Annotated in this window: 25 protein-coding genes and 1 pseudogene; 11 read left to right on the forward strand and 15 right to left on the reverse strand. The window is 70.3% G+C overall.

Translation table 11 applies throughout. The features are described from left to right. Window positions 1-350 precede the first annotated feature (350 nt). Window positions 351-488 (forward strand): annotated as a pseudogene (locus tag ACFQS9_RS04210) (WD40 repeat domain-containing protein); the annotation flags it as partial. A gap of 263 nt (window positions 489-751) precedes the next feature. Here ACFQS9_RS04210 and ACFQS9_RS04215 read toward each other — a convergent pair. Continuing rightward, window positions 752-1,660: a hypothetical protein gene (locus ACFQS9_RS04215; RefSeq protein WP_378401994.1), complete on the reverse strand. Its 909-nt coding sequence runs from the start codon at window positions 1,658-1,660 to the stop codon at window positions 752-754. Between the two features lie 777 nt (window positions 1,661-2,437). Then, complete coding sequence (locus ACFQS9_RS04220) at window positions 2,438-2,827, reverse strand: ester cyclase (protein WP_378401903.1); 390 nt, start codon at window positions 2,825-2,827, stop codon at window positions 2,438-2,440. A 194-nt stretch (window positions 2,828-3,021) separates the two neighbouring features. Here ACFQS9_RS04220 and ACFQS9_RS04225 point away from each other — a divergent pair, with 194 nt between their 5' ends. Then, window positions 3,022-3,798 (forward strand): deoxyribonuclease IV, encoded by a 777-nt coding sequence (locus ACFQS9_RS04225; RefSeq protein WP_378401904.1) that lies wholly within the window; start codon window positions 3,022-3,024, stop codon window positions 3,796-3,798. A 10-nt stretch (window positions 3,799-3,808) separates the two neighbouring features. On the opposite strand, the gene ACFQS9_RS04230 is transcribed toward ACFQS9_RS04225, so the two are convergent. Together ACFQS9_RS04230 and ACFQS9_RS04235 are read right to left on the reverse strand one after the other, a co-directional pair. Further along, window positions 3,809-4,132 (reverse strand): ArsR/SmtB family transcription factor, encoded by a 324-nt coding sequence (locus ACFQS9_RS04230; protein WP_378401906.1) that lies wholly within the window; start codon window positions 4,130-4,132, stop codon window positions 3,809-3,811. Beyond that, window positions 4,129-4,599, reverse strand: a complete 471-nt coding sequence (locus tag ACFQS9_RS04235) for an SRPBCC family protein (protein WP_378401908.1) — start codon at window positions 4,597-4,599, stop codon at window positions 4,129-4,131. Before ACFQS9_RS04235 ends, ACFQS9_RS04230 begins: the two co-directional genes overlap by 4 nt. Before the next feature lie 154 nt (window positions 4,600-4,753). Here ACFQS9_RS04235 and ACFQS9_RS04240 point away from each other — a divergent pair, with 154 nt between their 5' ends. Beyond that, window positions 4,754-5,278 carry a hypothetical protein gene (locus ACFQS9_RS04240; protein ID WP_378401910.1) on the forward strand — a complete coding sequence of 175 codons (525 nt, stop codon included), beginning with the start codon at window positions 4,754-4,756 and terminating at the stop codon, window positions 5,276-5,278. A gap of 74 nt (window positions 5,279-5,352) precedes the next feature. Beyond that, complete coding sequence (locus tag ACFQS9_RS04245; RefSeq protein WP_378401912.1) at window positions 5,353-5,946, forward strand: hypothetical protein; 594 nt, start codon at window positions 5,353-5,355, stop codon at window positions 5,944-5,946. Window positions 5,947-5,953: 7 nt separating this feature from the next. Here ACFQS9_RS04245 and ACFQS9_RS04250 read toward each other — a convergent pair whose 3' ends face one another. From ACFQS9_RS04250 to ACFQS9_RS04265, 4 genes are all read right to left on the reverse strand, one after another. Further along, the gene (locus ACFQS9_RS04250; RefSeq protein ID WP_378401914.1) at window positions 5,954-8,113 is read right to left on the reverse strand and encodes a peptidase domain-containing ABC transporter; all 2,160 of its coding nucleotides are present in this window, start codon (window positions 8,111-8,113) and stop codon (window positions 5,954-5,956) included. Further along, entirely contained in the window at window positions 8,110-9,201 is a 1,092-nt protein-coding gene (locus tag ACFQS9_RS04255) for a TIGR04500 family putative peptide maturation system protein (RefSeq protein ID WP_378401916.1), read from the reverse strand. Before ACFQS9_RS04255 ends, ACFQS9_RS04250 begins: the two co-directional genes overlap by 4 nt. Next, window positions 9,198-10,223 (reverse strand): MvdC/MvdD family ATP grasp protein, encoded by a 1,026-nt coding sequence (locus tag ACFQS9_RS04260; RefSeq protein ID WP_378401918.1) that lies wholly within the window; start codon window positions 10,221-10,223, stop codon window positions 9,198-9,200. The genes ACFQS9_RS04255 and ACFQS9_RS04260 overlap by 4 nt, the downstream gene beginning before the upstream one ends. 79 nt (window positions 10,224-10,302) lie before the next feature. Continuing rightward, complete coding sequence (locus tag ACFQS9_RS04265; protein WP_378401920.1) at window positions 10,303-10,458, reverse strand: putative ATP-grasp target RiPP; 156 nt, start codon at window positions 10,456-10,458, stop codon at window positions 10,303-10,305. A gap of 144 nt (window positions 10,459-10,602) precedes the next feature. Between ACFQS9_RS04265 and ACFQS9_RS04270 the strand changes: the two genes are divergently transcribed. Further along, on the forward strand, window positions 10,603-13,476 hold the full coding sequence (locus tag ACFQS9_RS04270) for an AfsR/SARP family transcriptional regulator (RefSeq protein WP_378401922.1): 2,874 nt from the start codon (window positions 10,603-10,605) through the stop codon (window positions 13,474-13,476). 4 nt (window positions 13,477-13,480) lie between these two features. On the opposite strand, the gene ACFQS9_RS04275 is transcribed toward ACFQS9_RS04270, so the two are convergent. From ACFQS9_RS04275 to ACFQS9_RS04285, 3 genes are read right to left on the reverse strand one after another with little or no spacing between them, the layout of a single operon-like run. After that, a complete protein-coding gene (locus tag ACFQS9_RS04275; RefSeq protein WP_378401924.1) occupies window positions 13,481-15,262 on the reverse strand; it encodes a DEAD/DEAH box helicase in 1,782 nt (593 codons plus the stop codon). Between the two features lie 40 nt (window positions 15,263-15,302). Next, window positions 15,303-15,941 carry a GyrI-like domain-containing protein gene (locus tag ACFQS9_RS04280; protein WP_378401926.1) on the reverse strand — a complete coding sequence of 213 codons (639 nt, stop codon included), beginning with the start codon at window positions 15,939-15,941 and terminating at the stop codon, window positions 15,303-15,305. Continuing rightward, complete coding sequence (locus ACFQS9_RS04285) at window positions 15,938-16,480, reverse strand: PadR family transcriptional regulator (protein ID WP_378401928.1); 543 nt, start codon at window positions 16,478-16,480, stop codon at window positions 15,938-15,940. The genes ACFQS9_RS04280 and ACFQS9_RS04285 overlap by 4 nt, the downstream gene beginning before the upstream one ends. A gap of 126 nt (window positions 16,481-16,606) precedes the next feature. Between ACFQS9_RS04285 and ACFQS9_RS04290 the strand changes: the two genes are divergently transcribed. From ACFQS9_RS04290 to ACFQS9_RS04305, 4 genes are all read left to right on the forward strand, one after another. After that, a complete protein-coding gene (locus tag ACFQS9_RS04290; RefSeq protein ID WP_378401930.1) occupies window positions 16,607-17,890 on the forward strand; it encodes a TrpB-like pyridoxal phosphate-dependent enzyme in 1,284 nt (427 codons plus the stop codon). A 55-nt stretch (window positions 17,891-17,945) separates the two neighbouring features. Then, window positions 17,946-18,743 carry a carbon-nitrogen hydrolase family protein gene (locus ACFQS9_RS04295; RefSeq protein ID WP_378401932.1) on the forward strand — a complete coding sequence of 266 codons (798 nt, stop codon included), beginning with the start codon at window positions 17,946-17,948 and terminating at the stop codon, window positions 18,741-18,743. A gap of 73 nt (window positions 18,744-18,816) precedes the next feature. Then, entirely contained in the window at window positions 18,817-19,443 is a 627-nt protein-coding gene (locus ACFQS9_RS04300; protein ID WP_378401933.1) for a phosphoribosyltransferase, read from the forward strand. A gap of 170 nt (window positions 19,444-19,613) precedes the next feature. After that, window positions 19,614-21,401, forward strand: a complete 1,788-nt coding sequence (locus ACFQS9_RS04305; RefSeq protein WP_378401935.1) for an AMP-dependent synthetase/ligase — start codon at window positions 19,614-19,616, stop codon at window positions 21,399-21,401. 188 nt (window positions 21,402-21,589) lie between these two features. On the opposite strand, the gene ACFQS9_RS04310 is transcribed toward ACFQS9_RS04305, so the two are convergent. From ACFQS9_RS04310 to ACFQS9_RS04320, 3 genes are all read right to left on the reverse strand, one after another. After that, on the reverse strand, window positions 21,590-22,375 hold the full coding sequence (locus ACFQS9_RS04310) for an ESX secretion-associated protein EspG (RefSeq protein ID WP_378401937.1): 786 nt from the start codon (window positions 22,373-22,375) through the stop codon (window positions 21,590-21,592). Window positions 22,376-22,542: 167 nt separating this feature from the next. Then, entirely contained in the window at window positions 22,543-23,298 is a 756-nt protein-coding gene (locus ACFQS9_RS04315) for a maleylpyruvate isomerase N-terminal domain-containing protein (protein ID WP_378401939.1), read from the reverse strand. Further along, window positions 23,295-23,909, reverse strand: coding sequence for an alpha/beta hydrolase (locus ACFQS9_RS04320; protein ID WP_378401941.1), 615 nt, complete (start codon window positions 23,907-23,909; stop codon window positions 23,295-23,297). Before ACFQS9_RS04320 ends, ACFQS9_RS04315 begins: the two co-directional genes overlap by 4 nt. A gap of 100 nt (window positions 23,910-24,009) precedes the next feature. On the opposite strand from ACFQS9_RS04320, the gene ACFQS9_RS04325 reads away from it, so the two are divergent. After that, complete coding sequence (locus ACFQS9_RS04325; protein WP_378401943.1) at window positions 24,010-24,648, forward strand: hypothetical protein; 639 nt, start codon at window positions 24,010-24,012, stop codon at window positions 24,646-24,648. Window positions 24,649-24,659: 11 nt separating this feature from the next. Here the strand turns inward: ACFQS9_RS04325 and ACFQS9_RS04330 are convergent, their stop codons facing one another. Continuing rightward, the gene (locus tag ACFQS9_RS04330) at window positions 24,660-25,424 is read right to left on the reverse strand and encodes an SIR2 family NAD-dependent protein deacylase (protein WP_378401944.1); all 765 of its coding nucleotides are present in this window, start codon (window positions 25,422-25,424) and stop codon (window positions 24,660-24,662) included. Between ACFQS9_RS04330 and ACFQS9_RS04335 the strand changes: the two genes are divergently transcribed. Beyond that, window positions 25,423-25,926: a uracil-DNA glycosylase family protein gene (locus tag ACFQS9_RS04335; protein WP_378401946.1), complete on the forward strand. Its 504-nt coding sequence runs from the start codon at window positions 25,423-25,425 to the stop codon at window positions 25,924-25,926. The genes ACFQS9_RS04330 and ACFQS9_RS04335 overlap by 2 nt on opposite strands. Window positions 25,927-25,951: the final 25 nt, after the last annotated feature.

The raw sequence follows: 25,951 nt of genomic DNA on the forward strand, positions 1-25,951 counted from the left end.
CCCAGGCGGAATGACTGATACGTCGCTGAGGTTATTGTCATGATCGACGGAACCAATGGCTCCGCGTCCGGTCGACGCGCTGTAGTACAGGATGCGATCTGACATCGCGTTGCCTTTCTGGGCCGGTCCGCGCCTCTTAGTCGAGGCGGACAAACGAGCTGGTGGTTGTAGGACCCCGCCTCACATACCGCCGCGGAACGGGGACCATCCGAGTCTGACGCCCGGCATTACGGATGTCGCGCGTAAGGCACTACTCGGTTTCCGCAGCACGTTCGGGACCTGCGACTGCGTGTCCACCACTGGACGACAGGTCGTGCTGATCGTCCTAGCGGTCGCCGATCGCGGGTCGCGTGCGTGCAACGAGGAGAGGCGATCGATCAACAGCAAGAGGCGGTACGCCCCCCCTCACCGGCCATACCGACACGGTGAACGACGTGGCGTCCGGTCCGGACTGCGCCCGCCTTGCCTCCGCCGGCGCCGGCAGCACCGTGCGGCTGTGGACCAGCTACCGGGCAACAGGTCGGCGACCTGCTCCTCGCGCCCACGCCCGCGGTGTAGAACCGGGCTCCGACACCGCTCCCCCACCCAACCTTGATCCCATCGGTGCCCGCCGTCCTCGTCGACGGAATCGGCCTCGTCGTTGTGTCGCTGGGGGCCGACGTGCCGCCCAGCCGAGCTCGAGCGAAAGTTACGACCATGTCGGCAGGCGTCGCACGGCCCGCCTACGCCGCCTTGGTCGGCGGCCTCGGGTTCAGGAGGGTGGTGGGGCGACCTCTGGACATGGCCATTCTCCGTGCCAGCCGCCAGGTACGTTCATGTCGGGGAGATCCGATCGTCTCGTCACGATGACCCGTGAAGACTCGTCGATGCGGACGATCAACGCGTACCCGTAGGTTTCCTGCCACCTCGCAGGGACCAGCACCCAGCGGTCGGGTCGGACCGCAACGGTCCGAAGGCACTCGTACCGGTATCGGAACCGCTGACCGGGCTGCGGACTGAGTTCGGATTCCTGCAGCAGGTTGGATGGGGCGAACAGGGGATCAGCGGTGTCCAGCACGACCACGGATTCTTTGTCCCACAATTCAGATGCGGCGGCCTCGGCATGGTCGCGTCCGTAGTCGTTGGCGTAGATGTTGGTCAGCCAAAACAATGCCAGTACGAGTGCCGCGCCTGCGAAGAGCCACGTGGATCGCTCTGCAGCAGTGGTTAGTCTTGGTGAACTTCTCGATCGGAGTACCACGAGAACTTCGGTACCAGCTGCGATCAACACCGCTCCGAGTCCCAGCGCCACCGGAATCATTACGGCCGTGAGTACCGGAACCGCTATGCCGCGCGGGAGCGGAATCACGGGGGCGACGACACCCCACACCGCCAGCGCGATCAGCGCCCCTCCTGCTGCGATACCTGCCCATCCCGCGCGACCGGATTGTCGGCCGAGACGGAGTCTTCGCCTGCCGTACAGCAGGATCCAGAATCCGGCACAGGTCGCGGCCAGCAAGACTACAAGGACGGGATAAAGGACAGCCACGCTATCTCGCACGTAGTCAGCCGTGGAGAAGCCGAAAGCGTCGTCGTCGAGACTGAAGTAGGCGAAGTACGCGCTCTTGGAAACGACACCGAAGTAGTAGCACAGACCGGTAATCAAAGTGGTGGGCCCCACGATTCCCGTAACTACGCTTACCCACTTCTCCGCAGACCGTGCCTGCGGTGGTGCCTTTTCACTCATCAGGGGTTTCGGGGACCGATGGCGGCGAATCAGGTATCGGTAGCACGGTCGTCGGTTCCTCAATCGTCGGACCTGGAACGGGCGGATCACCTGTAGTGGGCCGGGACCCCAACGGGGGCGTCTTGATCACTGGTCCGTCCCCTTCGGAACTATCGCGCGGGGAATTGTTCTCAAGGGCGGTAGGTGTCGGCCTGGAGGTCGGCACGGCAGGAGTGCTGGGTGCTGGGGTGCGTGACACTCGGTCACACCCGGACACCAGTGCCACGGATATCGTCAGAACCAGCGCCATCACACCCAGTAGGACATGCGCGCGCATCCGGGGCCGGGTCCTGCTATCGATTGTGGATCGCATAGGACCTCCACTCAGCGTGAGCGGTCTACCTATTCTCGCCGCGGCCGCACCGTCTTACACGAGTAGTGAGCTACTCGATTCGCGGGTGCGGCGGCGGCATTCTCCACGGCGTCGGCGCGGGCCTCGTCGAGGTGGACCCGTCCCCACTCACGTCCCGTCGCTTTGCGGGCGGTCGGCGTACTCCACCACCTTGCCCTCCATGCAGACGATAGGCCTAAGAGAACGGATCCTTGTCTGCCCTGACGTGCGGTGGTATTTGATTAGGAGCGGGTAAGGCGGGACCTGAGTTTCAGCATGCCAGTCATGACTTCTCTGCCCTGCTCCCGGGCGCTTGGAGCACGCCCAACTGGACGGCCATGTCATTGCCATTTGAAGATGATCCGCAGCTTGGCGACTTTTCCGTTGCGGTACTCGTGGATGTCGACGCCGTCGAGTTCGATGCGCCTGCCGGTGGCGGGTATGCCGGGAGGGTCGATCGGGCCCAGGTTGGTGCCGCTGGCCTTCCACCAGAAGGCGGCTCGCGGACCGTCGCACGCCACGTGCGGGCCGGCGACCAACTCGAAGGTCAGCTCGAGGAACGCGCGCCAGGTGTTGTCGATGAATTCCCGTACGTCGGCTTTGCCGTGCATCGTCCGGGGCCAGGCGCAGTCGTCGTAGACGATGTCGTCGGTGAGCAGCTCAAGGAGCTGGTCCGGGTCGTGGAGTTCCAGGCGACTTGGTGAACTCCGTGCCGTGATCGGCGCCACCACTACCTAGCGAACCTCAAACCCTGGTCCGAGCCGGTGGAGTTCTTCGCGCTGCCGCGTGCCGTGCTCGACCAGGATCGGGAACAGCTCCGCCTCGGATGCTTCTTCGGTCGCGAGCTGTACGGCGGCATCGAGGCGGATGTCGCGAGAAGGGGTTCTCAAAGGTGTCTGTCAGTCCCAGGACCTACCCTGTACCCATGCGCATCGGAGCACACGTACGCGAGGACGACGATCCCATCGGGGCAGGTGAACGGCTCGGCGCGGATGTCGTGCAGTTGTTCCTCACCGATCCGCAGAAGTGGAACAAGCTGACCCCGCACCCGAGGTCCGAGCAGATCCGGGAGAGCCCGATCGACGTCGTGGTCCACTCCTCGTACGTCATCAACGTGGCCAGCCTGAACAACCGGATCCGGATCCCCTCCCGCAAGTCGGTCGCGGATCAGGCGAAGGCCGCGGCGGACCTGGGCGCGATCGGCCTGGTCGTGCACGGCGGGCACGTCCGGGACGGCGAGGACACGGCCGCGGGGTTCGACAACTGGCGCAAGCTGTTCGAGCGGCAGGCCGACAAGGGCGGCTTCGAGGTGCCGATCCTGATCGAGAACACCGCGGGCGGGGAATCGTCGATGGCGCGGCGGTTCGACGACATCGCCCGGCTGTGGGACCAGGTCGGCGAGTTCGGCGCCGGCTTCTGCCTCGACACCTGCCACGCGTGGGCCGGCGGCGAGGAGCTGGTCGGCGTAGTGGAGCGGATCAAGGCGATCACGGGGCGCATCGACCTGGTGCACCTGAACAACTCCCGCGACGAGTTCAACTCCGCGCGCGACCGGCATGCGAACCTGGCCGATGGGACCATCGACCCGGAGCTGCTCGCGGCGGTGGTGCTCGCCGCGCAGGCCCCGGTCATCCTGGAGACGCCCGCGGACGGCCTCGCCGACGACCTCGCCTACCTGCGCGAGGCCGTCGGCGACGCCTGACCGACAAGGCCTACAGCGCCTCGGCGATCCGCTTGATCTCCGCGAGCCGGGCGTCCCACTGCGCGCCGATCGCCTCGAGCCGGCGTCCCACCGCGCTCAGGGTGGCGCCGATCGCGCGGTAACGCACCTCCCGCCCCGCCGGGACGCGTTCGACGAGCCCGGCCGACTCGAGCGCCGCGAGGTGCTTCGCGATCGCCTGCCTGCTGACGGGGAGGCGATCCGCGAGCGCGGACGCGGACAGGTCCGCCTCGCCGAGCAGCACGAGAATGTCCCACCGGGTGTCGTCGGCGAGCACGGCGAACACGCGGGTCGGCGCCGCACCCCCGCCGGTCATGCCGCCTTCGCCTCGAGGTAGGCCACCAGCTCGTCCAGTTCGGCGTTCCAGCCCTGACGGTTGCCCTCGAGCGCGTCGCGGCGCTCGGATTCCATGTCGCTGACCCGGTCGAACCCGGTCTCGACGACGGTGAGCTCGGTCGAGCCGCCGAGCTCGCGAAGCGCGAATCGCACGTCCGTGCCGCGGATCAGGTCGGGATCGCCGACGTGGCCCCAGCGGTACCCGAAGCGGTCGGGCTCGTCGACCTCGATGATCTCGAGCGGCATGTCGCCGTGCTCGTCCCAGCCGAAGACGCCCCTGGCCCCGACGGTGAGCGAGTCGATCACGGCGCGCTGGCCGAACCATTTCGCGATGTGCGCCGGATCGGTCAGCGCCTGCCACACCCGGTCGCGCGGTGCGTCGATGACCACGGTGCGGCTGACGGTGTACCGCCCCTCGTCCACAACTGCCTGCCCTGTCGACGACATCTCGATCTCCTTACTGTGGATTGCCCTTCGATGACTGCAACCCAATGGTTGCACTTGTCTCCACATAATGCAACCGCAGGGTTGCATCAAAGGCCTCGCGTGTCGCCGCCCGTCGCTCACCGGAATTCGGGTCGCCGATTGTTAGGATCGGCAAGTGAACTCGCTGGTCGAGGCCCTGAGCTCCGATGCCGCACCGTGGTGGGCGGTACCGGTGTCGATGATCGTCGGAATCCTGCTCGGCGTGTTCGCCGTCCGGCGCGGCAGGACGGCCCCCGCGGCCGAGTCCGTCCGCACCGTCCCCACCGACCCGCAGGCCCGGTCCACCTACGTGCGCTTCCTCGCCGCGGCCGATCGGGCCCACAACAGCATCGTCGAGGTGGACCACGCGGTCCTCGCCGAGGCGGACCTCGAGGAGTCCCTGGACGCCGACGACCCGAAGCTGAAGGCACTGGCCAGGTCCATCGTCGAGATGGACGCCATGGCGAACGAGCTCCGGATCTGCGCGCCCGGACCGGTGGTCGGCGCGACCGTGGCCCTCTTCGGATTCATCACCGATTCCACCATCGACGGCATCACCGACCAGGACGCCTTCCGAAACCGATACAACGACAAGAAGGCCGACCTGATCGGCGCGATCCGGGAATCTCTCGGGGAGCAACCGCTCACCTCGGCACGCTGAAATCATCTCTCGCCGGGTGCACGGTTATCCGGTACCTTCTCCTCGGAGCAGCACACGACCACGAGGAGCATTGAGTGAACGGCAAGAACCTGGCACGTCGCACCACCGCCGCGTTCGCGATCGGCGCGACCGCCACCCTCGTGTTCGCGGGCACCGCGGGCGCCGACCCCCAGTCGGACGGCATCCAGGATCTCCGCAAGGCCGCCGCCAACTCGGAGGCGAACAGCGCCGCCGTCGACGTCCTGGCGGGCTCTCCCCTGGTCACCACGAACATCGCGAGCTCCTTCGGCCTGTTCGCGTTCACCTCCCCGACCCTCGGCTGCGGCCCCGGCGTCCCGATCACCCTCACCGGAGCCTCCGCCAGCAGCGGCGGCGACCTCAAGGCCGGCCAGATCCGGTTCCAGGCCTCGCCCCGCGTCTCCGGTGTCGCCAAGGGCTCCGGCCTGACCGCCGTGTGGGTCAACACCAGCACCGGCGCCAGCGGCATCGCCCCCATCGACGGCGTCACCGAGTTCGGCACGCCGTCGCTGTCGAAGGTCGTCGACTCGGGCCCCGGCAACGTGGCCGCCGCACTGTTCGGCACCGTCACCTACGCCGACGCGACCTGTGTGGTGCTGCCGACCGTCGGCATGTTCACCGTCGCCGCGCCTGCCGCACCGGCCAAGTAGCCCCGGATCACGTTGCCGGGGCGGCCTCGATCGTCTGCCCCGCAACGAGATCGGCGTACGCGCCGCCCGCGGCGACCAGGTCGTCGTGTCTGCCGCTCTCCACGATCTGGCCGTCGTCCAGCACCAGGATCACGTCCGCCTCCCGCACCGTGCTCAGGCGGTGCGCGATGACGATGCGGGTCTGGCGCATTCCGGACAGGTTCCACGCGACGGCCGCTTCCGTGCCCGTGTCCAGCGCACTCGTGGCCTCGTCCAGCAGCAGGATGCACGGGTCCGCCAGCACGGCGCGCGCCAACGCCAGCCGCTGCCGCTGACCGCCGGACAGCCCCGCGCCCTCGCGCAGCACGGTGTCGTAGCCCATCGGCATCGCGACGATCTCGTCATGAATGCAGGCGACCCGGGCGGCCGCGACGATCTCGTCGTGCCCGGCCCCGGGACGGCACAGCGCGATGTTGTCCGCGATGCTGCCGGTGAACAGCACACACTCCTGGGTGACGACGCCGAACTGAGCGCGCAACGACCTCAGGTCGACTCGCGTCGAATCGATGCCGTCGAAATGCACCGACCCCTCGGTCGGCGGGAACAGCCCGAGCAGCAGTCGCGCGAGGGTGCTCTTGCCCGAACCCGAGCGACCGACGAGGGCAACCGTCGCCCCCGGCGCAATCTCCAGGTCGAGGCCGCGCAGCACCCACTCCGAGCGCGGGTCGTAGCGAAAACCGACGCCCCGCAACGAGATCGATCCGCGCAGCGCCGGTGCGGCCGAGACCCGCTGGTCCCGCTGCTCGACCGGCGCCTCGAGAATGTCGCCGATCCGGCGCAGGTGCGCCCCCGCCACCTGGAGGCGCTGCAGGGTGCCGACGAGCGAACCGATCGGCGCCAGCGCGGCCAGCGCGATCCCGTTCAGCGCGATCATCTGGCCGAGGGTCTGCTGCCCCGACATCACCTGCGTCACACCGACGGTGATCAGCACGGCCGGGGCCCCGACCCGCAGGGTCGCGAGGGCCGCGTCCAGTGCCCCCTGCAGCAGGCCACTGCGCGCCGCGTCCCGCACCGACGCCTCGAACAGCCGCGACCACTGCGCCATCACCGCGGCCTCCGCGCCGGACGCCTTCACCGTCTCCATGCCCCCGATCGCCTCGATCAGCTGCCCCTCGGCCGCGGCCTGCCCGGCGAGCTCCCGCTGCCCGAGCTCGACCACCCGGCGATTGCTCGCCCCGATCAGGACGACCGACGCCGCGGCGAACCCCGTCAACCACAGTCCGACGAGCGGCGACCACCAGAACACCACCGCGAGGTAGCCGAGAGCCAGCGGCCCGTCCAGGAGTGCCGCGACAACCGGGCCGGTGACGAGTTCCCGGACCGCACCCACCGATGAGATGCGTTGCACCACATCTCCGGTGCCGCGTCTGAGGAAGTAGCCGAGCGGGAGCCGCAGCAGCCGATCGACCAGGGTCGCGGTGACCTCCGCGTCGACCTGGCTGCGGAACAGGACCAGCAGCGCGCTGCGCGCCAACCCGATGCCGAGGTAGGCGAGCCCCGCGACACCGACGACGAGCATCACCGCGAGCAGCAGGCTCCTATCGTCGTCTGGAATCACCCGATCCACCAGGACCGCCGAGGACAACGGCAGTGCCATCCCCACCGCCTGCAACGCCGCCGACGCGAGCACGATCCGGGCGATCAGGCCGCGCCGCCCGCGCAGCAGCAGCGACGCCAACTCCCGGCGCCACGGCGCCCGCGCCCGTTCGGACCGGGCCGGTTCGACCGACCCCCGCTCGAACTCGAGCAACACCCCGGAATAGCCCTCGCCGAACTCGTCGTGCCGGATCCTGCGCCTGCCTCGGGCCGGATCCACGATGTGCACCCAGCCCGGTCCGACCCGTTCGACCACCACGAAGTGGTCACCGCGCCAATGCGCCACGGCCGGCAGGGTCGCCTCGCCGCTCAACACCATCCGGGCAGGCCCACCCAGCGCGCGCACGCGCAGCCCGTACCCGCGCGCGGCCTGCACCAGCGCCAGCGCGGTCAACCCGTCCCGGCCCACCCCCAGCTCCTCGCCCACCTCGGCCGCGGTGCGGTGCGACCCGAAATACCGGAGGATCATCGTCAGGCACGCCGCGCCGCAGTCCGACATCCCGTTCTGAGCGACGGGGACGATCCGCGTCACGGCCGGTGCACCGGTGTGCCGGTGGGCGTCTTGTCGGCGTCGCCCCAGAACCATTCGATCCGGGCGGCCTCGCGACGCTCCGCCAGCCACTGCGCGAACACCGCCTCCGCCACCGCCCGATCGGCCTGTCCGTCCGACGCCGCCCGATTGTGCGCCAGTACCTGCACGACCTGCCATCCCGACTCGTCCGGCACCGGACCGAGCACCTCAGAGGGTTCGGCCAGGAACAGCGGGCCCGCAAGAGATTCGGGCAGCTCGCACCTGACCACCTCGGTCATCTCGACGCCCGAGAGCGTGGCCGAGGCCGCGAACTCCCCCGCGGCCGCGGCGGCGAACACGGACACAGCAGTCTCCGTGCGGTCGACCATCCGTGCCCGCACGAGGTCCAGGAACCGTTCGGCCTCGCCGCGCTCGGCGAATCGCACGACGACGACCCGCGCCCGATCGAGACCGCCGGCGTTCTCGGCCAGCCACCCGGGACCGCGGTCCGCCACGACCCGCCGCTTCAGCTCGGCGATGGCGGCCTCGCGCTCCACCAGCTCCTCGAGCGCCGCATGGCTGAGGGTCCGGGCACGCATCCAGCGCTCGGTGTCCACCACCGTCAGCAGCCCGCGCGCGCGCCGGAACGCGTCCATCGCGTCCTGCAGTACGTCCGGTTCCAACCGCACGGGATTCTCGGCGAGTTCCTGCTTGATCAGGCACACCGAGATCAGCCGATCGAGCAGCTCCGTCCGCTCCCACATCACGTCGAGGTAGGCCATCGCCTCCTCGATCGCGAGCGCCTCCCCGTTCACCCGCAGCAACATCGACTCCGCCGTGCGCTGGGTTCCGCGCAGCGACCAGGGAACGGCCCGCTCGGGCGCCCACGACAGCGTGGCCGTGCCCACCCCGGTCTCCGTCAGCAGCAGCCCGTAGTGCATCGAGTCGTCCACCGATTCGCGATGCCGGAGCAGCCGCATCCGGGTGCGCGGGTGCCGGGCGCGCAGCGGGGCGAGGGCCTCGCGGGGGTCGGGCCGCGCCCCGCCCTCGTTGAGCTGCACCAGCAGGTTCAGCGCCTCGGAGAGCAGGGTCGGGGTCGGTGCGGTCATCGGTGGGCTCCGAGGGTTCGTTGGGGCAGGTGACGGTCGGCCGAGCTCAGCAGCAGGGAGGCCAGCTCGACGGAGATGGGCAGCCCGGTGGCGTCCTCGATCCACAGCCACTGGCCGGACGGGTTGATCTCCAGGAAGACGTACCGGCCGTCCGGGGTCACGATCAGGTCGATGGCGCCGTACCGCAGGCCGAGCTCGGCGACCAGGATTGCGCAACGCCGGGCGACGTCGGCGGGGAGTTCGTGCACGGCGTACCGGGTCGCGGACGGGTCGTAGCAGCGCCAGTCGAGACGGGTGTGATTGCTCTGCTGGCTGTGGATCTCGGCGGCGAAGACGGTGGTACCGACGACGGTCACCCGCAGTTCCACCCGCTTCGGCACATAGCCCTGGACGATGAGCGGACACAGCCGCATCGCTTCGGCGGAGGCCACGTCGACGGTGGTGGCGAGTTCCGCCATCCGGGCGTAGCTTTCGTCGCCGCGCACCAGCCACGGTCGCTGAAGCGGCTTGGTGATGACCCGGCCCTCGTGCTCGTCCCAGAAGTCGAGGAACTCGTCGGGATCGGTCGTGATGATCGTCGGCGGGAGCTCGAAGCCAAGCCGTCCCGCCAACGCGAGCTGGCCCGGCTTGCGGCCGGCGAGCCGGATCGCGGACCTGGTGCCCGGCACGGCGAGCGCGTCCAGGTCGTCCCAGAGCCCCGCGGCGAAGGACTCGCATTCCTGCTCGACGTACTCGCGGACCGCGGGGTCCTCGATCGCGGCGTGCGCGCGCGGGTCCTGTGGGCGGCGGAACCAGACGGCGTCGATGGAATCCAGGTCGACCCGATCACCGTCGCGGACGAGCCCGCGGCTGTGCCGGCCGTCGGTGCTGTAGCGCACCGACAACGCCGCCGCGGAGGGGAACTCGGCGGGATCGAAGACGCTGACGCGGGCGCCCGCGGCGTCGAGTAGGCCCGTCACCGTGTCGGCGTGGGCGTCACCGGGCTGCGTCAGCACCAGGATGTGGGCGGCGGGCTCTGGCATGGCGATGCTCCTCGTGTGTGTCCCGATGGGAAGGGGCGCGGTTCGCACCGCGCCCCCTGTCACCCAGGTGGGTGACCGATCAGAAGTCGCCGTCGGTCCCGGTCCAGCCGTCGACCACGTCGATGACCTTGCTGGAACGGCCACGGTCTCGGCGACCACCGGAAACGGCCGCGAGCTGGGCCTCGTTGAGCTCGGCGCCGGCCGCGGGGATCTCGTTGATGGTGGTGTTGCGCATCTGTCTCTCCTTCAGTGGAAGCGTCGGTCCGTCCGACACCACAGACAGTGCCGGGCCGCGGTGGGAAGCGATTAGCAGTGCGCTGCACGGCGCTGGCAACTCACTGGTAAGTCGCTGGCAAGCGCGCGCCCTATGCTGATCGGCATGCTCGAACCGATCGCCGCCACGCCGCCACCGAAGTCCGTGTACCTGCAGGTTCTCGGCCCGGTGCGGGTACTCGTGGGCGACGAGGACGTCTCGATCGGCGGCCCGGTGCCGCGGGCGTTGCTGTCGCGGCTGGCGATCGCGGCCGGTGAGAGCGTCTCCGACGGCGCGCTGATCGACGACCTGTGGGGCGCCGACCCGCCGCCCAGCGCCAAGGTCACCCTGCAGGGCTATGTCGCGCGGATCCGCCGGGCGCTCGATCCCCACCGTCCCGGGGCGCGTTCCCGGGTGCTGACACGGCGCGGCAACGGATACGCGCTCGAACCCGATGCCACGGACTGGCAGCAGTTCACCGCGTTGGCACGCGCCGGCAGGACACATCTCGTCGACGGCAACGCCGCGTCGGCAGCCGAAACCCTCGACGCCGCACTGGATCACTGGCGCGGCGACGCGTACGTGGACGTCACCGACTCCGAAGCCGTGTCCGTCGAGGCACAACGGCTCGACGCGCTCCGGCTCGACGCGGTGGAGGATCGGACGGAGGCCGCACTCGCGCTGGGCGAGTACGGATCCGCGGCAGCCCAGCTGGACGCGTTCACTCGTCGGCATCCGCTCCGGGAGCGGTCGTGGGAACTACTGGCCCGCGCGCACTACCTCGCCGGACGTCCCGGTGAGGCGCTCGACGCGCTGCGCCGGGCTCGGGACACGCTCGCCGACGAGCTCGGGACCGATCCGCGCCCCAGCCTGCTGGCGCTGCAGGCCGCGATCCTCGACCACGACGTCGCCCTGACGCCGGCACCGACGGCCCCGGCCGCAGCCCAGCCGCCGACCCCGCCGCCGACCCCACCGGCGGCGCCGGATCCGTTCGCGCACAACATCCCCCTCGCCCTCTCCCCGCTGGTGGGGCGGGCGACCCAGCTCACCGAACTCGCCACGCTGATCCGCACGCACCGCCTCGTCACGCTCACCGGTGCGGGCGGCATGGGCAAGACGCGGCTCGCGCTCGAAGCCGCGCGGTCCCGACGGGACACCGACGGGCCGTGGCTGGTGGAGTTGGCCGGTGCCCGCGACGGCGCCCAGGTCACCGACGCCGTCGCCACCGCCCTCGGACTGACCGTCGCCGGCGGTGTCGAGTCCCTCGCCGTAGTGCTTCGCGAGCGCGAACTGCTGCTGGTCCTCGACAACTGCGAACAGGTCGTGGACCCGGTCGCCGACGTGGTGACGACGATCCTGACCCGGTGCCCGTCGGTTCGGATCCTCGCGACCAGCCGCGAAGCTCTGCTCGCCGCAGGCGAATTCGTGTACGAGGTGCCGCCCCTCACCGACGGCGAGGATGTGCAACTGTTCGTCGAGCGCGCCGCCGCACAGCTCGGCGCCTTCGAACCGGACGCCGAGGAACGCGCCCTGCTCGACCGGTTGTGCACCGAACTCGACGGGATGCCCCTGGCCATCGAACTGGCAGCGGCCCAGTGCCGCACCCTGTCGGTGCGGCAGTTGATCGCGAACATCGACGATCGCTTCAGCGTGCTGCGGGGCGGCTCGCGCACCAACGCCCGGCACACCACGATGCTCGCCGCGGTCGAGTGGTCGTACCGGTCGCTCACCCCGGGCGAGCAGCACCTCTTCCAATCCCTGGCGATCTTCGAGGGTGGGTTCGACCTCGACGCCGCGACCGCCGTCGTCGACCACCCGACCCTGCTCGCCGACCTGGCCTCCCTCGTCGACAAGTCGCTGATCTCCGTGGTGGGTGGCGACCCCCGCCGCTATCGCATGCTCGAAACCCTGCGCGGGTACGCGGCACTGATCCGCGATCGCTCGCACACCGCGGAGCTGCGCGAGCGGCACACCCGGTGGATCTGCGAACTGGCCGACGGCGCCCACTACGGGCTGCGGGGACCCCTGAGCACCCGGTGGATGCGGCGGCTCGACCTCGAGATCGGGAACGTCCGCGCCGCGCTGGACGCCAACCTGCACGACCACGAGACCTACCTCCGGATCGCCGGCGGAGTCTACTGGTACTGGTACCGGGCCGGACACGTCGCGGAGGCGCTGAGCTACCTCGATCCCGCACTGCAGCAACACGATGCCCCAGCGATGTCGGACATCCCGAGCCCGATCAGGGTGCGCGCCGTCTCCGGGGTGACGCTGATCCGGTACCTCGCCGGCGACATGGTCGGACTCCTCGAGGCGTTCGGCAGGCTCGCCGAACTCCACGCCCACGCGGCCGACCCCGTCGCACGGACGGAGGCCGCACTGATCCTCGCCTTCTTCGAGGCCGGCTCCGGGCTGGTCGAGCAGGCGAGGGCGCACGCCACGAGTGCACTGGACTTCGCGCGGCGAGCCGAGCAGCCGTTCACCGAGGCCGAGGCGCTGATGTGCCTGGGGACGGCGGACTTTCGGGCCGGCGCCTACGACGATGCCGCCCGCAACCTCGGTGCGGCGACGCGGGTCGCGGCGGAGTACGGATACGGCTGGTGTGAGGCTTCCACACTGTGGATCGACGCGAAGGCCGATCTGGCCCAGGACAAGTGGGGCGGCCCTGCGGAGGACAAGCTGATCCGGATGGTTGCGGTGTGCGAGTCCAACGACGACGTCACCTCATGGCTGGTGGCGGTGGCCACGCTTGCCTACGCGGCGTTCCGGCGCGGGGACCACGACTCGGCCGCGGAACTGACCGGGGTGGTGGCCAAGCAGGGCGCGCTGATCGGCTACCACCCGCACGCGATGGACCCGGTCGACCTGGCCCGCTACGACCGCGAGCTGCGGGCGGGGATCCCGTCGGACCGTCTCGAGGCGGGTCTGTCCCGGGGCGCCGCCCTGTCCCGGGACAGGGTGACGATCCGGGTCCCCGACGCCCCGGCCCGGTCGGCGTGATCCGCTAGTAGCGCTCGCGCTTGGGCTTACGGTCGAACTTGCCCTTGCCGCCGTCGCGCGAGGGCCGGTGCCCGGGCGGGCCCTGGTCCGGGGTCAGCTGGATGAGCACACCGGAGATCCGGGTCCGCCGCAGCGCCTCGAGGGTCTCGTTCGCGAGATCCGCCGGCAGCTCCACCAGGCTGTGATCGGGCCGAATGCTGATGTGGCCGAAGTCGCTTCGCCGAAGACCGCCCTCGTTGGCGATCGCGCCGACAATCGCGCCGGGCGCAACCTTGTGCCGCTTGCCGACCGCGATCCGGTAGGTGGCGAGCTCCTGGCCCTCCCGACCGAACTTGGGCCCTTCGTCGAACTTGCGGGGCGGGCGCTCCCCGCGGGGCTCGCGCTTGCGGGGCGGGCGCTCCCCGCGGGGCTCGCGCTCGCGGCGCGGCGGGGCGGGCGGCTCGGGCGGCATCAAGAACGTGTCCCCGTCACGCGAGAGCACGGCCAGGGCCGCCGCGATGTCGGCGAGCGGCACGTCGTGCTCGCGCTCGTAGTCCTCGATCAGCGTCCGGAACAGCGCCAGGCTGTCGGAGTTCAGGCTCTCGGTGATCGAGTCGCCGAACTTGGCGACGCGCTGCGCATTGACATCCTCGACGGTCGGCAGCTGCATCTCCGTCAACGGCTGACGCGTGGCCTTCTCGATCGCCTTGAGCAGGTGCCGTTCCCGCGGGGCCACGAACAGCAACGCCTCGCCGGAGCGTCCGGCGCGGCCGGTACGGCCGATGCGGTGGACGTAGGACTCGGTGTCGTGCGGGATGTCGTAGTTGACGACGTGCGAGATGCGCTCGACGTCGAGACCGCGGGCCGCGACGTCGGTGGCGACCAGGATGTCGAGCGCACCGTTCTTGAGCTGACCGATGGTGCGCTCACGCTGCGCCTGCACGATGTCGCCGTTGATCGCGGCGGACGAGAACCCGCGCGCCCGCAGGCGTTCGGCGAGATCCTCGGTGGCCTGCTTGGTGCGGACGAAGATGATCATCGCCTCGAACGACTCCACCTCGAGGACCCGGGTGAGCGCATCCAGCTTGCGCTGGTGCGCGACCTGGACGTACCGCTGGCTGATGTTCGAGGCCGTCGAGGTCTTCGACTTGACGGTGATCTCGACCGGATCGTGCAGGTACTGCTTGGAGATCTTGCGGATCGCCGGCGGCATGGTCGCCGAGAACAGCGCCACCTGCTTGTACTCGGGGGTGTCGGCCAGGATCCGCTCGACGTCGTCCTGGAAGCCCATCTTGAGCATCTCGTCGGCCTCGTCGAGCACGAGGTAGTCCAGGTGCGAGAGGTCGAGGGTGCCCTTCTCCAGGTGATCGATCACCCGGCCCGGGGTGCCGACGATGATCTGCGCCCCGCGCCGCAGCCCGGACAGCTGCACGCCGTAGGCCTGACCGCCGTAGATCGGCAGCACGCTCAGCCCGGGGATGTGCGCCGAGTACTTGCCGAACGCCTCCGCCACCTGCAACGCCAGCTCGCGGGTCGGCGCCAGCACCAGGGCCTGCGGCCGCTTCTGCTCGGTGTCGATGCGGGACAGGATCGGAACCGCGAACGCCGCGGTCTTGCCGGTGCCGGTCTGCGCGAGGCCGACGACGTCGTTTCCGGACATCAGCGGCGGGATGGTGGCGGCCTGGATCGGCGACGGCGACTCGTAGCCGACGTCCGAGAGTGCCCGCAGCACCCGTTCATCGATGCCGAGATCGGCAAAGGTGGTGGTGTCGGTTTCCGGCTCGGGGTTGTGCTCGGTGTCGCTCATCTCACCAGGAGTTTAGTACGTTGCCGCCCGGTGCCGGCGTTCACACCCTGGCCGCGCCCGTCGCCGACGCCGCACGGACGGGCTGGCGGAGCACCGTCCGTAGCTTCTCGGGCGCGGTCTTCCTGGGGTCGCCGAGATAGATCTCGTGGTGCTTGCCATTGAATTCGAGACCGCGGCCGGGCAGGAACTCGGAGTGCAGCCGCTCGAGGGTCGGCGCCTCGTCGTCGTACGACCCGACGTGCATGATCTGCGCCGACAGCCCCTCCTCGTGCCGTTCGTGACGCAACTCCCCCACGACGGGCAACTTCTTCTTGGACTCCGTCTCGGCCAGGATCGCCGCGACCTCAGCGGTGGTCATCCAGTCCGGCTGCCGGATCTGCATCGTCCAGTTCCACTCCGACTTGCTGCGGTCGACGAAGACCGCAGGATCCGGCGCCCACCACCGGCCCTCGAGCGGACCGACCACATAGTCGGCCTCGTGACCCTTCTTGCTCGCGAACTTCACCGCGTACGAGGCGGCGTACAGCGCCTCGACCGCCAGCCGATAGTCCTCGGAGACGTTCGGATCACCGTGGCCGTCGATCATGAGGAACCACATCGACGGAACCTCCACCAGCACGAAGTCATCGGCGGCAGGCGCGTAGAGCTCCTTCTGCTTCTTGAAATCCAGCTTGGTCATCGTTTCCTCTCGAGGGATGTCAGGGTCCGGGCGACCCAGCTCTGTTCGGCGTCGAGCATCGCGACCGAGTACTCGAAGACGGCCCCGACGAACTCCGGTAGCGGTTGTTGGGCATCACGCGCGGCGAGCACCTCCGCCCGCTTGCGGCTCAACGCGTCCGAGCGTCGCCGCAGTGCGGCGACCGACTCGGCGGGCGGGAGCAGCGGCCAGTTGGCCATCCCGACCAGTACCGGCGCGGCGACAGTGGACGGCTCGGCGAGGAACGCCGCGGTTCGCTCCGCGGCGGCCGCCCGCCCGGCCGGGGTGATCGCGTAGACCCGGCGAGCCCGGCCGGGGCCGCCGGACTCGACCGCCACCTCCTCGATGAGGCCGCGCTTGTCGAGCTTGCCGAGGAGGTAATAGATCGAGGAGAACCCGATCTGGGTCCACTGCCGCATGCCCCGCTCGCCGATCACCTTCTCGAGATCGAAGCCGTGGCGCGGACGCTCGGCGATCAGGCCGAGCACGGTCACCTCGGATTCGGTCAGCACTGCGGACATGGCACATATCCTAGCACTAGGATATGTGCCAGGGCGGGCCGCACGAGCACCCTGGTTGCGGCACCGCGAGTGCCGCTGATCACAATGTGCCCGTCCCATTCGCCCGAATCCCGACCAGGAGCGCCCGTGCCCGAGCCGACGCCGATCCCCACCCACTGGTACAACATCGCGGCTGACCTGCCGGTGCCGCCGCCCCCGCACCTGCACCCCGGCACCAAGGAGCCGGTCACCCCCGCCGACCTCGAGGCACTGTTCCCGAGCGCGCTGATCGCGCAGGAGGCCGCCACCGAGCAGTACATCGAGATCCCCGAGCCGATCCGCGAGGTGTACCGGACCTGGCGCCCGGCACCGCTGATCCGGGCGAAGGAGTTCGAGAAGGCGCTCGGCACCCCGGCCCGCATCTACGTCAAGTACGAGGGCGTCAGCCCGGTGGGCAGCCACAAGACCAACACCGCGGTGGCGCAGGCGTATTACAACGCCCAGGACGGGGTCAAGAAGATCACCACCGAGACCGGTGCGGGCCAGTGGGGCAGCGCGCTGTCCTTCGCGTGCGCCAAGTTCGGCATCGAGCTCGAGGTGTGGCAGGTGCGGGCGTCCTACGCGTCCAAGCCGTACCGCCGCCACCTCATCGAGACCTACGGCGCCACCGTGCACCCGAGCCCGTCCGACCTCACCGAGTCCGGACGCAAGATGCTCGCCGAGTTCCCCGACACCCCGGGCTCGCTCGGCATCGCGGTCAGCGAGGCCGTGGAGGTCGCGGCCGGCGACCCCGATGCCCGCTACGCCCTCGGCAGCGTGCTCAACCACGTGGTGCTGCACCAGACCGTCATCGGGCTCGAGGCCGTCGAGCAGCTACGCGCGGCAGGCGAGGCCAACGCGGACGTGGTGTTCGGCTGCGCGGGCGGCGGGTCGAACCTGGCCGGGCTCGCGTTCCCGTTCATCCGCGAGGTGCTGCACGACCGGGCCACGACGCGCATCGTCGCCGCCGAGCCGGCCGCCTGCCCCTCGATCACCAAGGGCGAGTACCGCTACGACCACGGCGATGTCGCGGGCCTGACGCCGCTGCTGAAGATGCACACCCTCGGCCAGGACTTCATCCCGGACCCGATCCACGCCGGCGGCCTGCGCTACCACGGCATGGCGCCGCTGCTCAGCCACACCGTCGACCTGGGCTACGTGCAGGGCCAGGCCGTCGACCAGACCGACTCGTTCGCCGCGGGCGTGCTGTTCGCCCGCGCCGAGGGCATCGTGCCGGCACCCGAGTCCGCGCACGCGATCGCCGCCTGCGCCGAGTACGCGCGCGGCCTGACCGAGCCGGAGGTCCTGGTCATCGGCCTGTCCGGGCACGGCATGCTGGACCTGCCCGCGTACCAGGCCTACCTGGACGGCGATCTCACCTCCACGGCCTAGGACGCGCCGGTGGGCGCGCCCGCGGCGCGCCCACCGACTGGGCCATACTCGTGCCATGGTCGAGATCGCCGTTGCCCAGTTCTCCGCCGGACAGGACAAGCGGGAGAACCACCTGGCGCTGCGAAACCTCGTCGGCGAGGCGGCCTCGCGCGGCGCGCAGGTGGTGGTGGCACCCGAGTACGCCATGTTCACCGCGCCGCCCACGGACGAACGCATCCTGTCCTCCGCCGAACCTCTGGACGGCCCGTTCGTCGGCGGGATGCTCGAGATCGCCGGCCAGTTCGGCGTGCACGTGGTCGCCGGCATCAACGAGGCGCTCGACGGCGACGAGCGGGTCTCCAACACCCTGGTCGCGGCGGCCCCCGACGGCCGGATCGCCGCCGTCTACCGAAAGCTGCACCTCTACGACGCCTTCGGCTACCGCGAATCCGAATTCTTCCGCGCCGGCGCGATCGACGACCCGGCGACCTTCGAGGTCGAGGACCTCACCTTCGGCATGCAGACCTGCTATGACCTGCGATTCCCGGAGGTCACCCGGCGGATCGTGGACGCGGGGGCGGACGTGCTGTTGCTGCCCGCGCAGTGGGTGCCCGGGCCGCTCAAGGAGGACCACTGGACGACCCTGGTGCGGGCGCGCGCGATCGAGAACACCATCTACGTCGCGGCCGCCGACCAGAGCGCCCGGACCGGGGCGGGCAACTCGATGATCGTCGACCCGATGGGCGTGGTGCTCGCGTCGCTCGGCGATCAGGTCGGAACCGCGCGCGCCGAGGCCACCGCCGAGCGGATCGCCCAGGTGCGGGCGACCAACCCGGCGCTGGCGCTGCGCCGGTTCGGCATCACCGAACGCTAATCCCGACCCGGGCCGCACGCGGCCTCCCGAGCGGTGTCGCCGCGGTGACCGGCGGCGTAGCGTCAGAGTCAGGATGCTGTACGAGACCCGCGCGAAGGCCGGTCGCACGTTGGCCGAGTCGCTCGGCCACCTGCGCGACGCGGATCCGCTCGTGCTCGGACTGCCCCGGGGCGGGGTGCCGGTCGCCGCGGAGGTGGCGCACGAGCTCGGCGGCGAACTCGACGTGATCCTGGTCCGCAAGCTCGGCGTGCCGTGGCAGCCGGAGCTGGCGATGGGCGCGCTGGGCGAGGGCGGCATCCGGGTGCTCAACGACGACGTCCTCGCGCAGACCGGGATCAGTCCGCTCGGACTCGCCACCGTCGAGTCGCGGGAGCGCCGCGAACTCGATCGTCGCGCGCGGGTGCTGCGCGGCGACCGGGGGCGGATTCCGCTGCGCGACCGGACGGTGGTGATCGTCGACGACGGCATGGCCACCGGGGCGACGGCGGCGGCGGCATGCCGGGTGGCGCGGGCAGAGGGGGCGGCACGCGTGGTGGTCGCGGTGCCGGTCTCCTCGGAGGAAGCGGTCACCCGGATGGCCGAGGAGGCGGACGAGGTGATCTGCCCGCTGGTGCCGCGTTGGCTCGGCGGCGTCGGCGGCGCCTACCGGGACTTCCACCAGCTGACCGACCGGGAGGTGACCGATTTGCTGGAGAAGTGATCTATGCCTCAACTCGGCGAAAAACCAGCAGTTCACGCGACTTGGAGTTACACGTAATTCCCCACGGCGGGGGGTGACCCTCGCATTCCGGACAACCTTGGGAGTGCATACCGACCACAGATGTGATCCAATGCACACTCCACATGTCAGTAGTACCTGGAGGGGTCATAGTGCGAGAGTTCGAAGTTCCGGCGTCGTTTTCCATCCCGGAAGACATCTCCATGGCCGATACGGTGTTCCGCTTCGAGAAGGAATGCCCCCAGCACGTGCCCTTCAAGCGACTGGTCAACGGCGCCTGGGTCAACGTCACCGCGGCCGAGTTCGCCGCACAGGTCAGGGGTGTCGCCAAGGGCCTGATGGCGTCCGGCATCGCGCTCGGCGACCGCGTCGCCATCCTGTCCGCGACCCGCTACGAGTGGGTCGTGCTGGACTACGCAATCTGGACCGCGGGCGGCTGCACCGTCGCGATCTACGAGACCTCCTCGGCCGACCAGGCCCAGTGGATTCTCGAGGATTCCGCGACCGCCATGCTGGTCGTCGAGACCGCCAAGCACGCGGCCACCGTCAAGGACGTCGCCGAGGCCGCGCCCGCCCTGCGCGAGATGCTCCAGATCGAGGCCGGCGCCCTCGACGAACTCACCGCCCGCGGCTCGGCCATCACCGATGAGGAACTGGACGAGCGCCGCGGACAGGTGGTCGCCTCCTCGGCCGCCACGCTGATCTACACCTCCGGCACCACCGGCCGCCCCAAGGGCGTTCAGCTGACCCACTCGAACTTCTTCGCCGAGTCCAAGGCCGTCAAGATCGCGCTGAACGACGCGATGTACGAGGGCCAGAGCACCCTGATGTTCCTGCCGCTGGCGCACGTGTTCGCCCGCGCGATCTCCTTCGGCGCGTTCGACAACAAGGTGACCGTCGGCCACACCGCCGACATCAGCACCCTGCTCGAGCAGTTCGCGACGTTCAAGCCGAACTTCATCCTGTCCGTGCCCCGCGTGTTCGAGAAGGTGTACAACTCGGCCAAGCAGAAGGCCGAGGACGGCGGCAAGGGCAAGATCTTCGCCCAGGCGGCCGACACCGCCATCGCCTGGAGCGAGGCACAGGACGCCGGCGGCGCGGGCCTCGGGCTCAAGCTCAAGCACGCCCTCTTCGACAAGCTGGTCTACGGCAAGCTGCGGGCGGCGCTCGGCGGCGAGTGTGACCGTGCGGTGTCCGGCGGCGCGGCCCTCGGCGCGCGTCTCGGTCACTTCTTCCGGGGCATCGGCCTCCCGATCTACGAGGGCTACGGCCTCACCGAGACCAGCGCCGCGATCACCGTGAACACCACGAGCGCGCAGAAGGTCGGCACCGTCGGCAAGCCGATCAACGGGCACGCGGCCAAGATCGCCGAGGACGGCGAGCTGCTGGTCAAGGGCCCGGTGGTGTTCGGCGGTTACTGGCACAACGACGCGGCCACCGCGGACTCCATCCGCGACGGCTGGTTCCACACCGGCGACCTCGGCTCCATCGACTCCGAGGGCTACGTGTCGATCACGGGGCGCAAGAAGGAGATCATCGTGACCGCGGGCGGCAAGAATGTCGCCCCGGCCGTGCTCGAGGACGCGCTGCGGGCGCACGCCCTGATCAGCCAGTGCCTCGTCGTCGGTGACGCGAAGCCGTTCATCGGCGCCCTGATCACCATCGACCCCGAGGCCCTGCCGGGCTGGCTCGAGCGCAACGGCATCGCCGCGGACACCCCGATCTCCGAGATCGTCAAGCACGCCGACCTGGTCGCCGAGATCGACGCCGCGGTCGCCGAGGGGAACAAGAAGGTCTCGAACCCCGAGCAGATCAAGAAGTACCGCATCCTGGATGTGGACTTCACCGTCGAGACGGGCGAGCTGACCCCCACCCTCAAGCTCAAGCGCAACATCATCCACCAGGAATTCGCCACCGCGATCGAGGCAATTTACTCCTGAGCGGTCCCCGAGCATGAGTGAATGGGTCGTCCCTCCGGTCGGGGGGACGACCCATTCGGTTATCCAGGAGGAGGGTTCGATGCTCAACCCGCAGGACGTGCTCGTGTACGACCCGGTGACGACGTTCTTCAACAACCTCGCGCTCGCGTTCGGCTCGGCCGACGCGATCATCATGACCTGATCGTCGCTCAGAAGGTCGCCGGCAGCTCCGCACGCAACTCAGCGGCGAAGCCGGCGACCGAGAGCGGCCGGATCTCGACCGCGGACCCCGTGCGCACCAGGTATCTGCCGTCGCCGCTCACGTCGATCCAGCTGAACGCCCCGCTCGATGGCGTCCCGGGACGATCGAGTCCGCTGGTGACGACCACCTGTCCCACTCCGGTGCGCGGCCGGTCGAGCAGCGCCCGGATCCGTGCCGCCGTCGTCGCCGAGCGCACCGGCACCAGAAGCGAGGACCGCCTGCCCCCGCGAACCTCGGGTGCCGGGGCCGTCATCGCCCTCCTGCCACCCGGCTCGGCCCCCGGCAGCATGTCCACGATCCGCTGCGCGAGCGTCTCCACCCCACCCAGGCACATCGCCAGGTCCCCGCCCGTGTCCGCCGTGAGCCCGGGGCGCTGCGCGACCACCACGGAGGTGCGCTCGCTCGCACACCCGAGAACCCGGACCACGGCTGCGGGCCGACCATCCCATTCGGCGGCGAGCCGCCCGTCGCTGACCGCGGCAGGCAGGCCATCGCTGACGGCTGCGCTGCCCTCCACCCCGAAGATCTCCACGCGCAGGGACGGTTTCGCGAGAATCCCCAACGCCACGGCGAGCTCGGCGGAGCGGTAGCCCTCGTACCAATCGGACAGCGCACGCGCGTGGGCGGCGGGGCCGTCGACGGTGCGCTGCACCTCCAGCGGGTACGGGAAACGGCCGAGTCCAGCCTCGCGCCAGGCGTGGTCGAACTCGTCCGGGCTGAGATTCCATCGCATCCGGGTCAGGCCCCCGGCACCGGCGACAGGTCGCCGATCAGCTCGTTGCCGTTGTCCGCGTCCGTCATCGACATTCCGTCCCTGCTGTCCGTTCCCCGACACATGTGTCACTGCTTCGTTTGGACGCGTGAGCGCCCGCCGTGGTTCCGCTCTCCGAACCGGCCCGACTAGATCCGGGCCGCGTCCACCAGCCGCTGCGCCACGGAGGCATCACCGAACACCTCGAGCGCGGCCAGCGGTCGCCGACGCCACATCGTCAGCAGCAGTTCCTGCGCGGTGCCGCGCACTGCGACGTCTCCCTTCGCGTGCCCGGCCTCGACGGTGACGCCCTCGGGTCCGAACCGCAACAACCATTCCGCATCGTCGGTGTCGGTGCCGTGCAGATGCACGGTCCTACCGTGCAGCTCCGCCGGGATCCGGTCGGCGGGGAGTGCGCGGACCAGCATCAGCCTGGCCCACTCGTCGACGCCGTCCGCGGCCGACTCCGCGGAGATGGCCGCCGGTGCCGGGCCGCCCACGGCGTGCACTGCATCGGCCGCATCGATCCGGTGCACCGCCACCTCGTGCGCCTGCCTGCGCGCCCAGAACCCGACGGTGCCCGGTCCGGCGAACGTCGGTGCGCCGCGGTCGAAATCGTGCGCGGTGATCTCGGCGAGCAACTGTTCGAGGGCCTCGCGGTACGCCGTCAGGCAGTCCGGGCCACGGGGCAGCGATTCCGGCTGCCCGGCCCCGTCCAGGTCGGCTCCCGGACCCGCCGCGAGCGTCGCCCGCACCCATCGGTGCACCCGGCCGGTGTGCCGCACCACCCGTTCCAGCGTCCATCCCGGCACCGTGGGGACGTGCGCGTCGAGCGCCTCCACCGGCATCGCGGCGAGGCGCAGCCCCTCGGTCCGGAGCATCTCTAGGTGTTGGTCGGGCGTCATCCCTGAACGGTACCCAGCACGAAGTCCACGACGTCGGAAGTCACCACATGCCGCACCGGTTCGTGCAGCAGATCGTGACCCGCGTCCGGGTACTCGCGCAGCGCGACGGACGGCATCGCGTCCGCCCACGACCGGACCGCATCGATCGGGGCGAGCCTGTCGTCCACACCGTGCACGGCCAGGATCGGCAACCGCGCGGCGATCGGCGGCCGCTGGGCGATGGCACGCGGGAGCCCGCAGAGTACGGCGGCCCGGAACCGCGCCGGTTCGACACCGAGCGTCTCGATCGCCGCGGCCGCACCGAGCGAATGGCCCATCACCACGAGGGGAAGGCCCGGCCGCTGGTCCTCGGCGATCTCGGTGAGCAGCAGCGCATTCTGGCCGAGCTCGGGCACCGGTCCGTAGACACCGAGGTCGCCCTCGGACAACCCGTGGCCGACGTGGTCGAGGGCCCATACCTCGATCCGCGCGGCGCCGAGGGCGCGCGCGAATCGGTGATAGTGCCCGCTGTGCTGGCCCATCCCGTGCAGGAACACCATGCCCGCGACGGGCTCCGGTACCGGCCAATGTCGGTAGTGGACCTGTCCGCTGGCCCCGGCGAAGAACGGCATCGGCAGATTGTGCACTGGGCCGTGCCCGACCGGTGAGCGGTCGCTGCTGTGCGCTCCCTCACATCGGACCGGGCGCCTGCGCATCTGCGATAGTCGTCCGATGCAGCGCCGCTCCCGTGGATGTCCCCCGGCCCTCGCCCGCGTCCTCGGCGCCGTCGCGGTCGTCGCGGCGGTCGCCGGGTGCGGCGGGCCCGGCATCGAGGGAACCGCGGTCGCCGCCGCGGACTGGGGCGGCCCCGCCACCACCGGCAGGCCGACCCCGGCGCCGCCGAACCCGGGCGGCCGTTCCGCCGAGACAGCACGCATCTCCGCCGGGTCGCCGGTCGACCCCGAGACGTATCACGATGCGAAGGAGACCGATTCGTCCCCTGCCGCGCCGACCATCGGCTTCCACTTCACGACGCCCAGCGGCAACATCCGCTGCTCGACGCCGAAGGACCCGACCGTGCTGCTCTGCGAGGTCTCCGACCACAGCTATCCCTCCGCGACCAAACCCGCCGACGTCAAGGAACCGTGCCAGTGGTTTCCCGACTACGCGATGCTCACCGGCGAGGGCGTCGGCAAGGGCGTGTGCCTGCCGAGGCCGCTGGTCACCCGGGGCAGCAGGGTGCTGCCGTACGGCAGCAGCATCCGGATGGGCGACTTCGGCTGCCTGAGCACCGAGGACGGACTGCTCTGCGCCCACCAGGTCGCCGGGCACGGCTACCAGCTGAGCCGCGACGCGTTGCGCACCTTCTAGGGCGCCACGGTTCAGCCCTCGGGGCGGCAACTCGCGACCAGGGCAGGCAACGCCCGCGCCGCGGTGGCCCGCCAGGAGTGGGTCACCGCGGAGGTCAGATCGGTTGGCTCCGGGTTGATCTCGACCACCGTCGCGCCCGACGCGACCGCCCGCAGCGGGAGCTCCGCCGCCGGGTACACCACCCCCGAGGTGCCGACCACCACCATCAGGTCGCACCGCTCGACCGCATCCTGCGCGACGCTCCACGCCGCGGGCGGCAGGTCCTCCCCGAACCACACCACGCCCGGCCGGACGGGCGCCCGGCACTCTGCGCACAGGGGTGGCGCGAGACGTTCCACCGGTGCGAGATCCGGATGGACGTCGACGTGTGCGGGCGTTCCGCATGCGCTGCACCGCGGCGCGAACAGGCTGCCGTGCAGGTGCGCGGCGACGGTCGAGCCCGCCCGCTCGTGCAGGTCGTCGACGTTCTGCGTGACCACGGCCAGTTCGGTGGACAGCGCCCAGTCCGCCACGGCCCGGTGGCCGGCATTGGGCTGCACCCGCCGCACGAGCGCGCGGCGCCACTCGTACCAGGCCCACACCAGCTCACGATCGCGCTCCCAGGCCTGCGGGGTGGCCAGCTCGGCCGGGTCGAACCGCTCCCACAGCCCGGAGAGCGCGTCGCGAAACGTGGGCACGCCGGACTCCGCGGACATGCCCGCTCCGGAGAAGACCACCACCCGGCGGGCCCCGCGGACCGCATCGACCAGCGCCGGATCGGGTTCAATGGGACTCATGTCGACGATTGTGCCCGGATACGGCGACGCCCTGCCCCGACTGCTGATCGTGGACCCGGCACCGGATCCGACGGCGGAGGACCGGATCGCCCGGTCGCTGCACCACATCGGCATCGCCTCCCGGCCGACCGGGCTGCGCGAGCCCGGCCAGCGCCTGTTCGGAACCCGGATCGTCTCGGCGGTCGGTGAGGCGTCGTGGCTGGATCGCGAGTACGCGGAGGTGCGCGCCTGGGTACGGGTGATCGTCGCGCTCGGCCCGGCCGGTTGGGACGCCACGCTGCGCGCACTGCACGCGGTGGGCGTCGCACTGCCGGAGCCGGCTCCCGGATTCGCACCCGGCGCCCGGTTCACGCTCACCCCCGCCGACGGTCGCCCGGTGACGGTGCTCGGCATCCACCACCCCGCCGACCCGGGCCTGCTCGAGGATGCGGCGCTCGACGCCGCATTGGCGGAGGCCCAGACGATGGCCGGCATCTCCGCCGCCTGCGGCGGACGCGGCTAGCACGCAGCTGCACGGACAACCGACG

The organism is Rhodococcus daqingensis, assembly GCF_042665615.1.
GTDB classification, from domain to species: domain Bacteria; phylum Actinomycetota; class Actinomycetes; order Mycobacteriales; family Mycobacteriaceae; genus Rhodococcus_G; species Rhodococcus_G daqingensis.

Bases quoted from the DNA above. Each gene is read 5' to 3' on its own strand.
- ACFQS9_RS04225 (WP_378401904.1), top strand. From the start codon at position 3,022: ATGCGCATCGGAGCACACGTACGCGAGGACGACGATCCCATCGGGGCA.
- ACFQS9_RS04230 (WP_378401906.1), bottom strand. From the start codon at position 4,132: ATGACCGGCGGGGGTGCGGCGCCGACCCGCGTGTTCGCCGTGCTCGCC.
- ACFQS9_RS04235 (WP_378401908.1), bottom strand. From the start codon at position 4,599: ATGTCGTCGACAGGGCAGGCAGTTGTGGACGAGGGGCGGTACACCGTC.
- ACFQS9_RS04255 (WP_378401916.1), bottom strand. From the start codon at position 9,201: ATGACCGCACCGACCCCGACCCTGCTCTCCGAGGCGCTGAACCTGCTG.
- ACFQS9_RS04260 (WP_378401918.1), bottom strand. From the start codon at position 10,223: ATGCCAGAGCCCGCCGCCCACATCCTGGTGCTGACGCAGCCCGGTGAC.
- ACFQS9_RS04265 (WP_378401920.1), bottom strand. From the start codon at position 10,458: ATGCGCAACACCACCATCAACGAGATCCCCGCGGCCGGCGCCGAGCTC.
- ACFQS9_RS04270 (WP_378401922.1), top strand. From the start codon at position 10,603: ATGCTCGAACCGATCGCCGCCACGCCGCCACCGAAGTCCGTGTACCTG.
- ACFQS9_RS04275 (WP_378401924.1), bottom strand. From the start codon at position 15,262: ATGAGCGACACCGAGCACAACCCCGAGCCGGAAACCGACACCACCACC.
- ACFQS9_RS04280 (WP_378401926.1), bottom strand. From the start codon at position 15,941: ATGACCAAGCTGGATTTCAAGAAGCAGAAGGAGCTCTACGCGCCTGCC.
- ACFQS9_RS04285 (WP_378401928.1), bottom strand. From the start codon at position 16,480: ATGTCCGCAGTGCTGACCGAATCCGAGGTGACCGTGCTCGGCCTGATC.
- ACFQS9_RS04295 (WP_378401932.1), top strand. From the start codon at position 17,946: ATGGTCGAGATCGCCGTTGCCCAGTTCTCCGCCGGACAGGACAAGCGG.
- ACFQS9_RS04300 (WP_378401933.1), top strand. From the start codon at position 18,817: ATGCTGTACGAGACCCGCGCGAAGGCCGGTCGCACGTTGGCCGAGTCG.
- ACFQS9_RS04310 (WP_378401937.1), bottom strand. From the start codon at position 22,375: ATGCGATGGAATCTCAGCCCGGACGAGTTCGACCACGCCTGGCGCGAG.
- ACFQS9_RS04315 (WP_378401939.1), bottom strand. From the start codon at position 23,298: ATGACGCCCGACCAACACCTAGAGATGCTCCGGACCGAGGGGCTGCGC.
- ACFQS9_RS04320 (WP_378401941.1), bottom strand. From the start codon at position 23,909: ATGCCGTTCTTCGCCGGGGCCAGCGGACAGGTCCACTACCGACATTGG.
- ACFQS9_RS04325 (WP_378401943.1), top strand. From the start codon at position 24,010: ATGCAGCGCCGCTCCCGTGGATGTCCCCCGGCCCTCGCCCGCGTCCTC.
- ACFQS9_RS04335 (WP_378401946.1), top strand. From the start codon at position 25,423: ATGTCGACGATTGTGCCCGGATACGGCGACGCCCTGCCCCGACTGCTG.
- ACFQS9_RS04330 (WP_378401944.1), bottom strand. From the start codon at position 25,424: ATGAGTCCCATTGAACCCGATCCGGCGCTGGTCGATGCGGTCCGCGGG.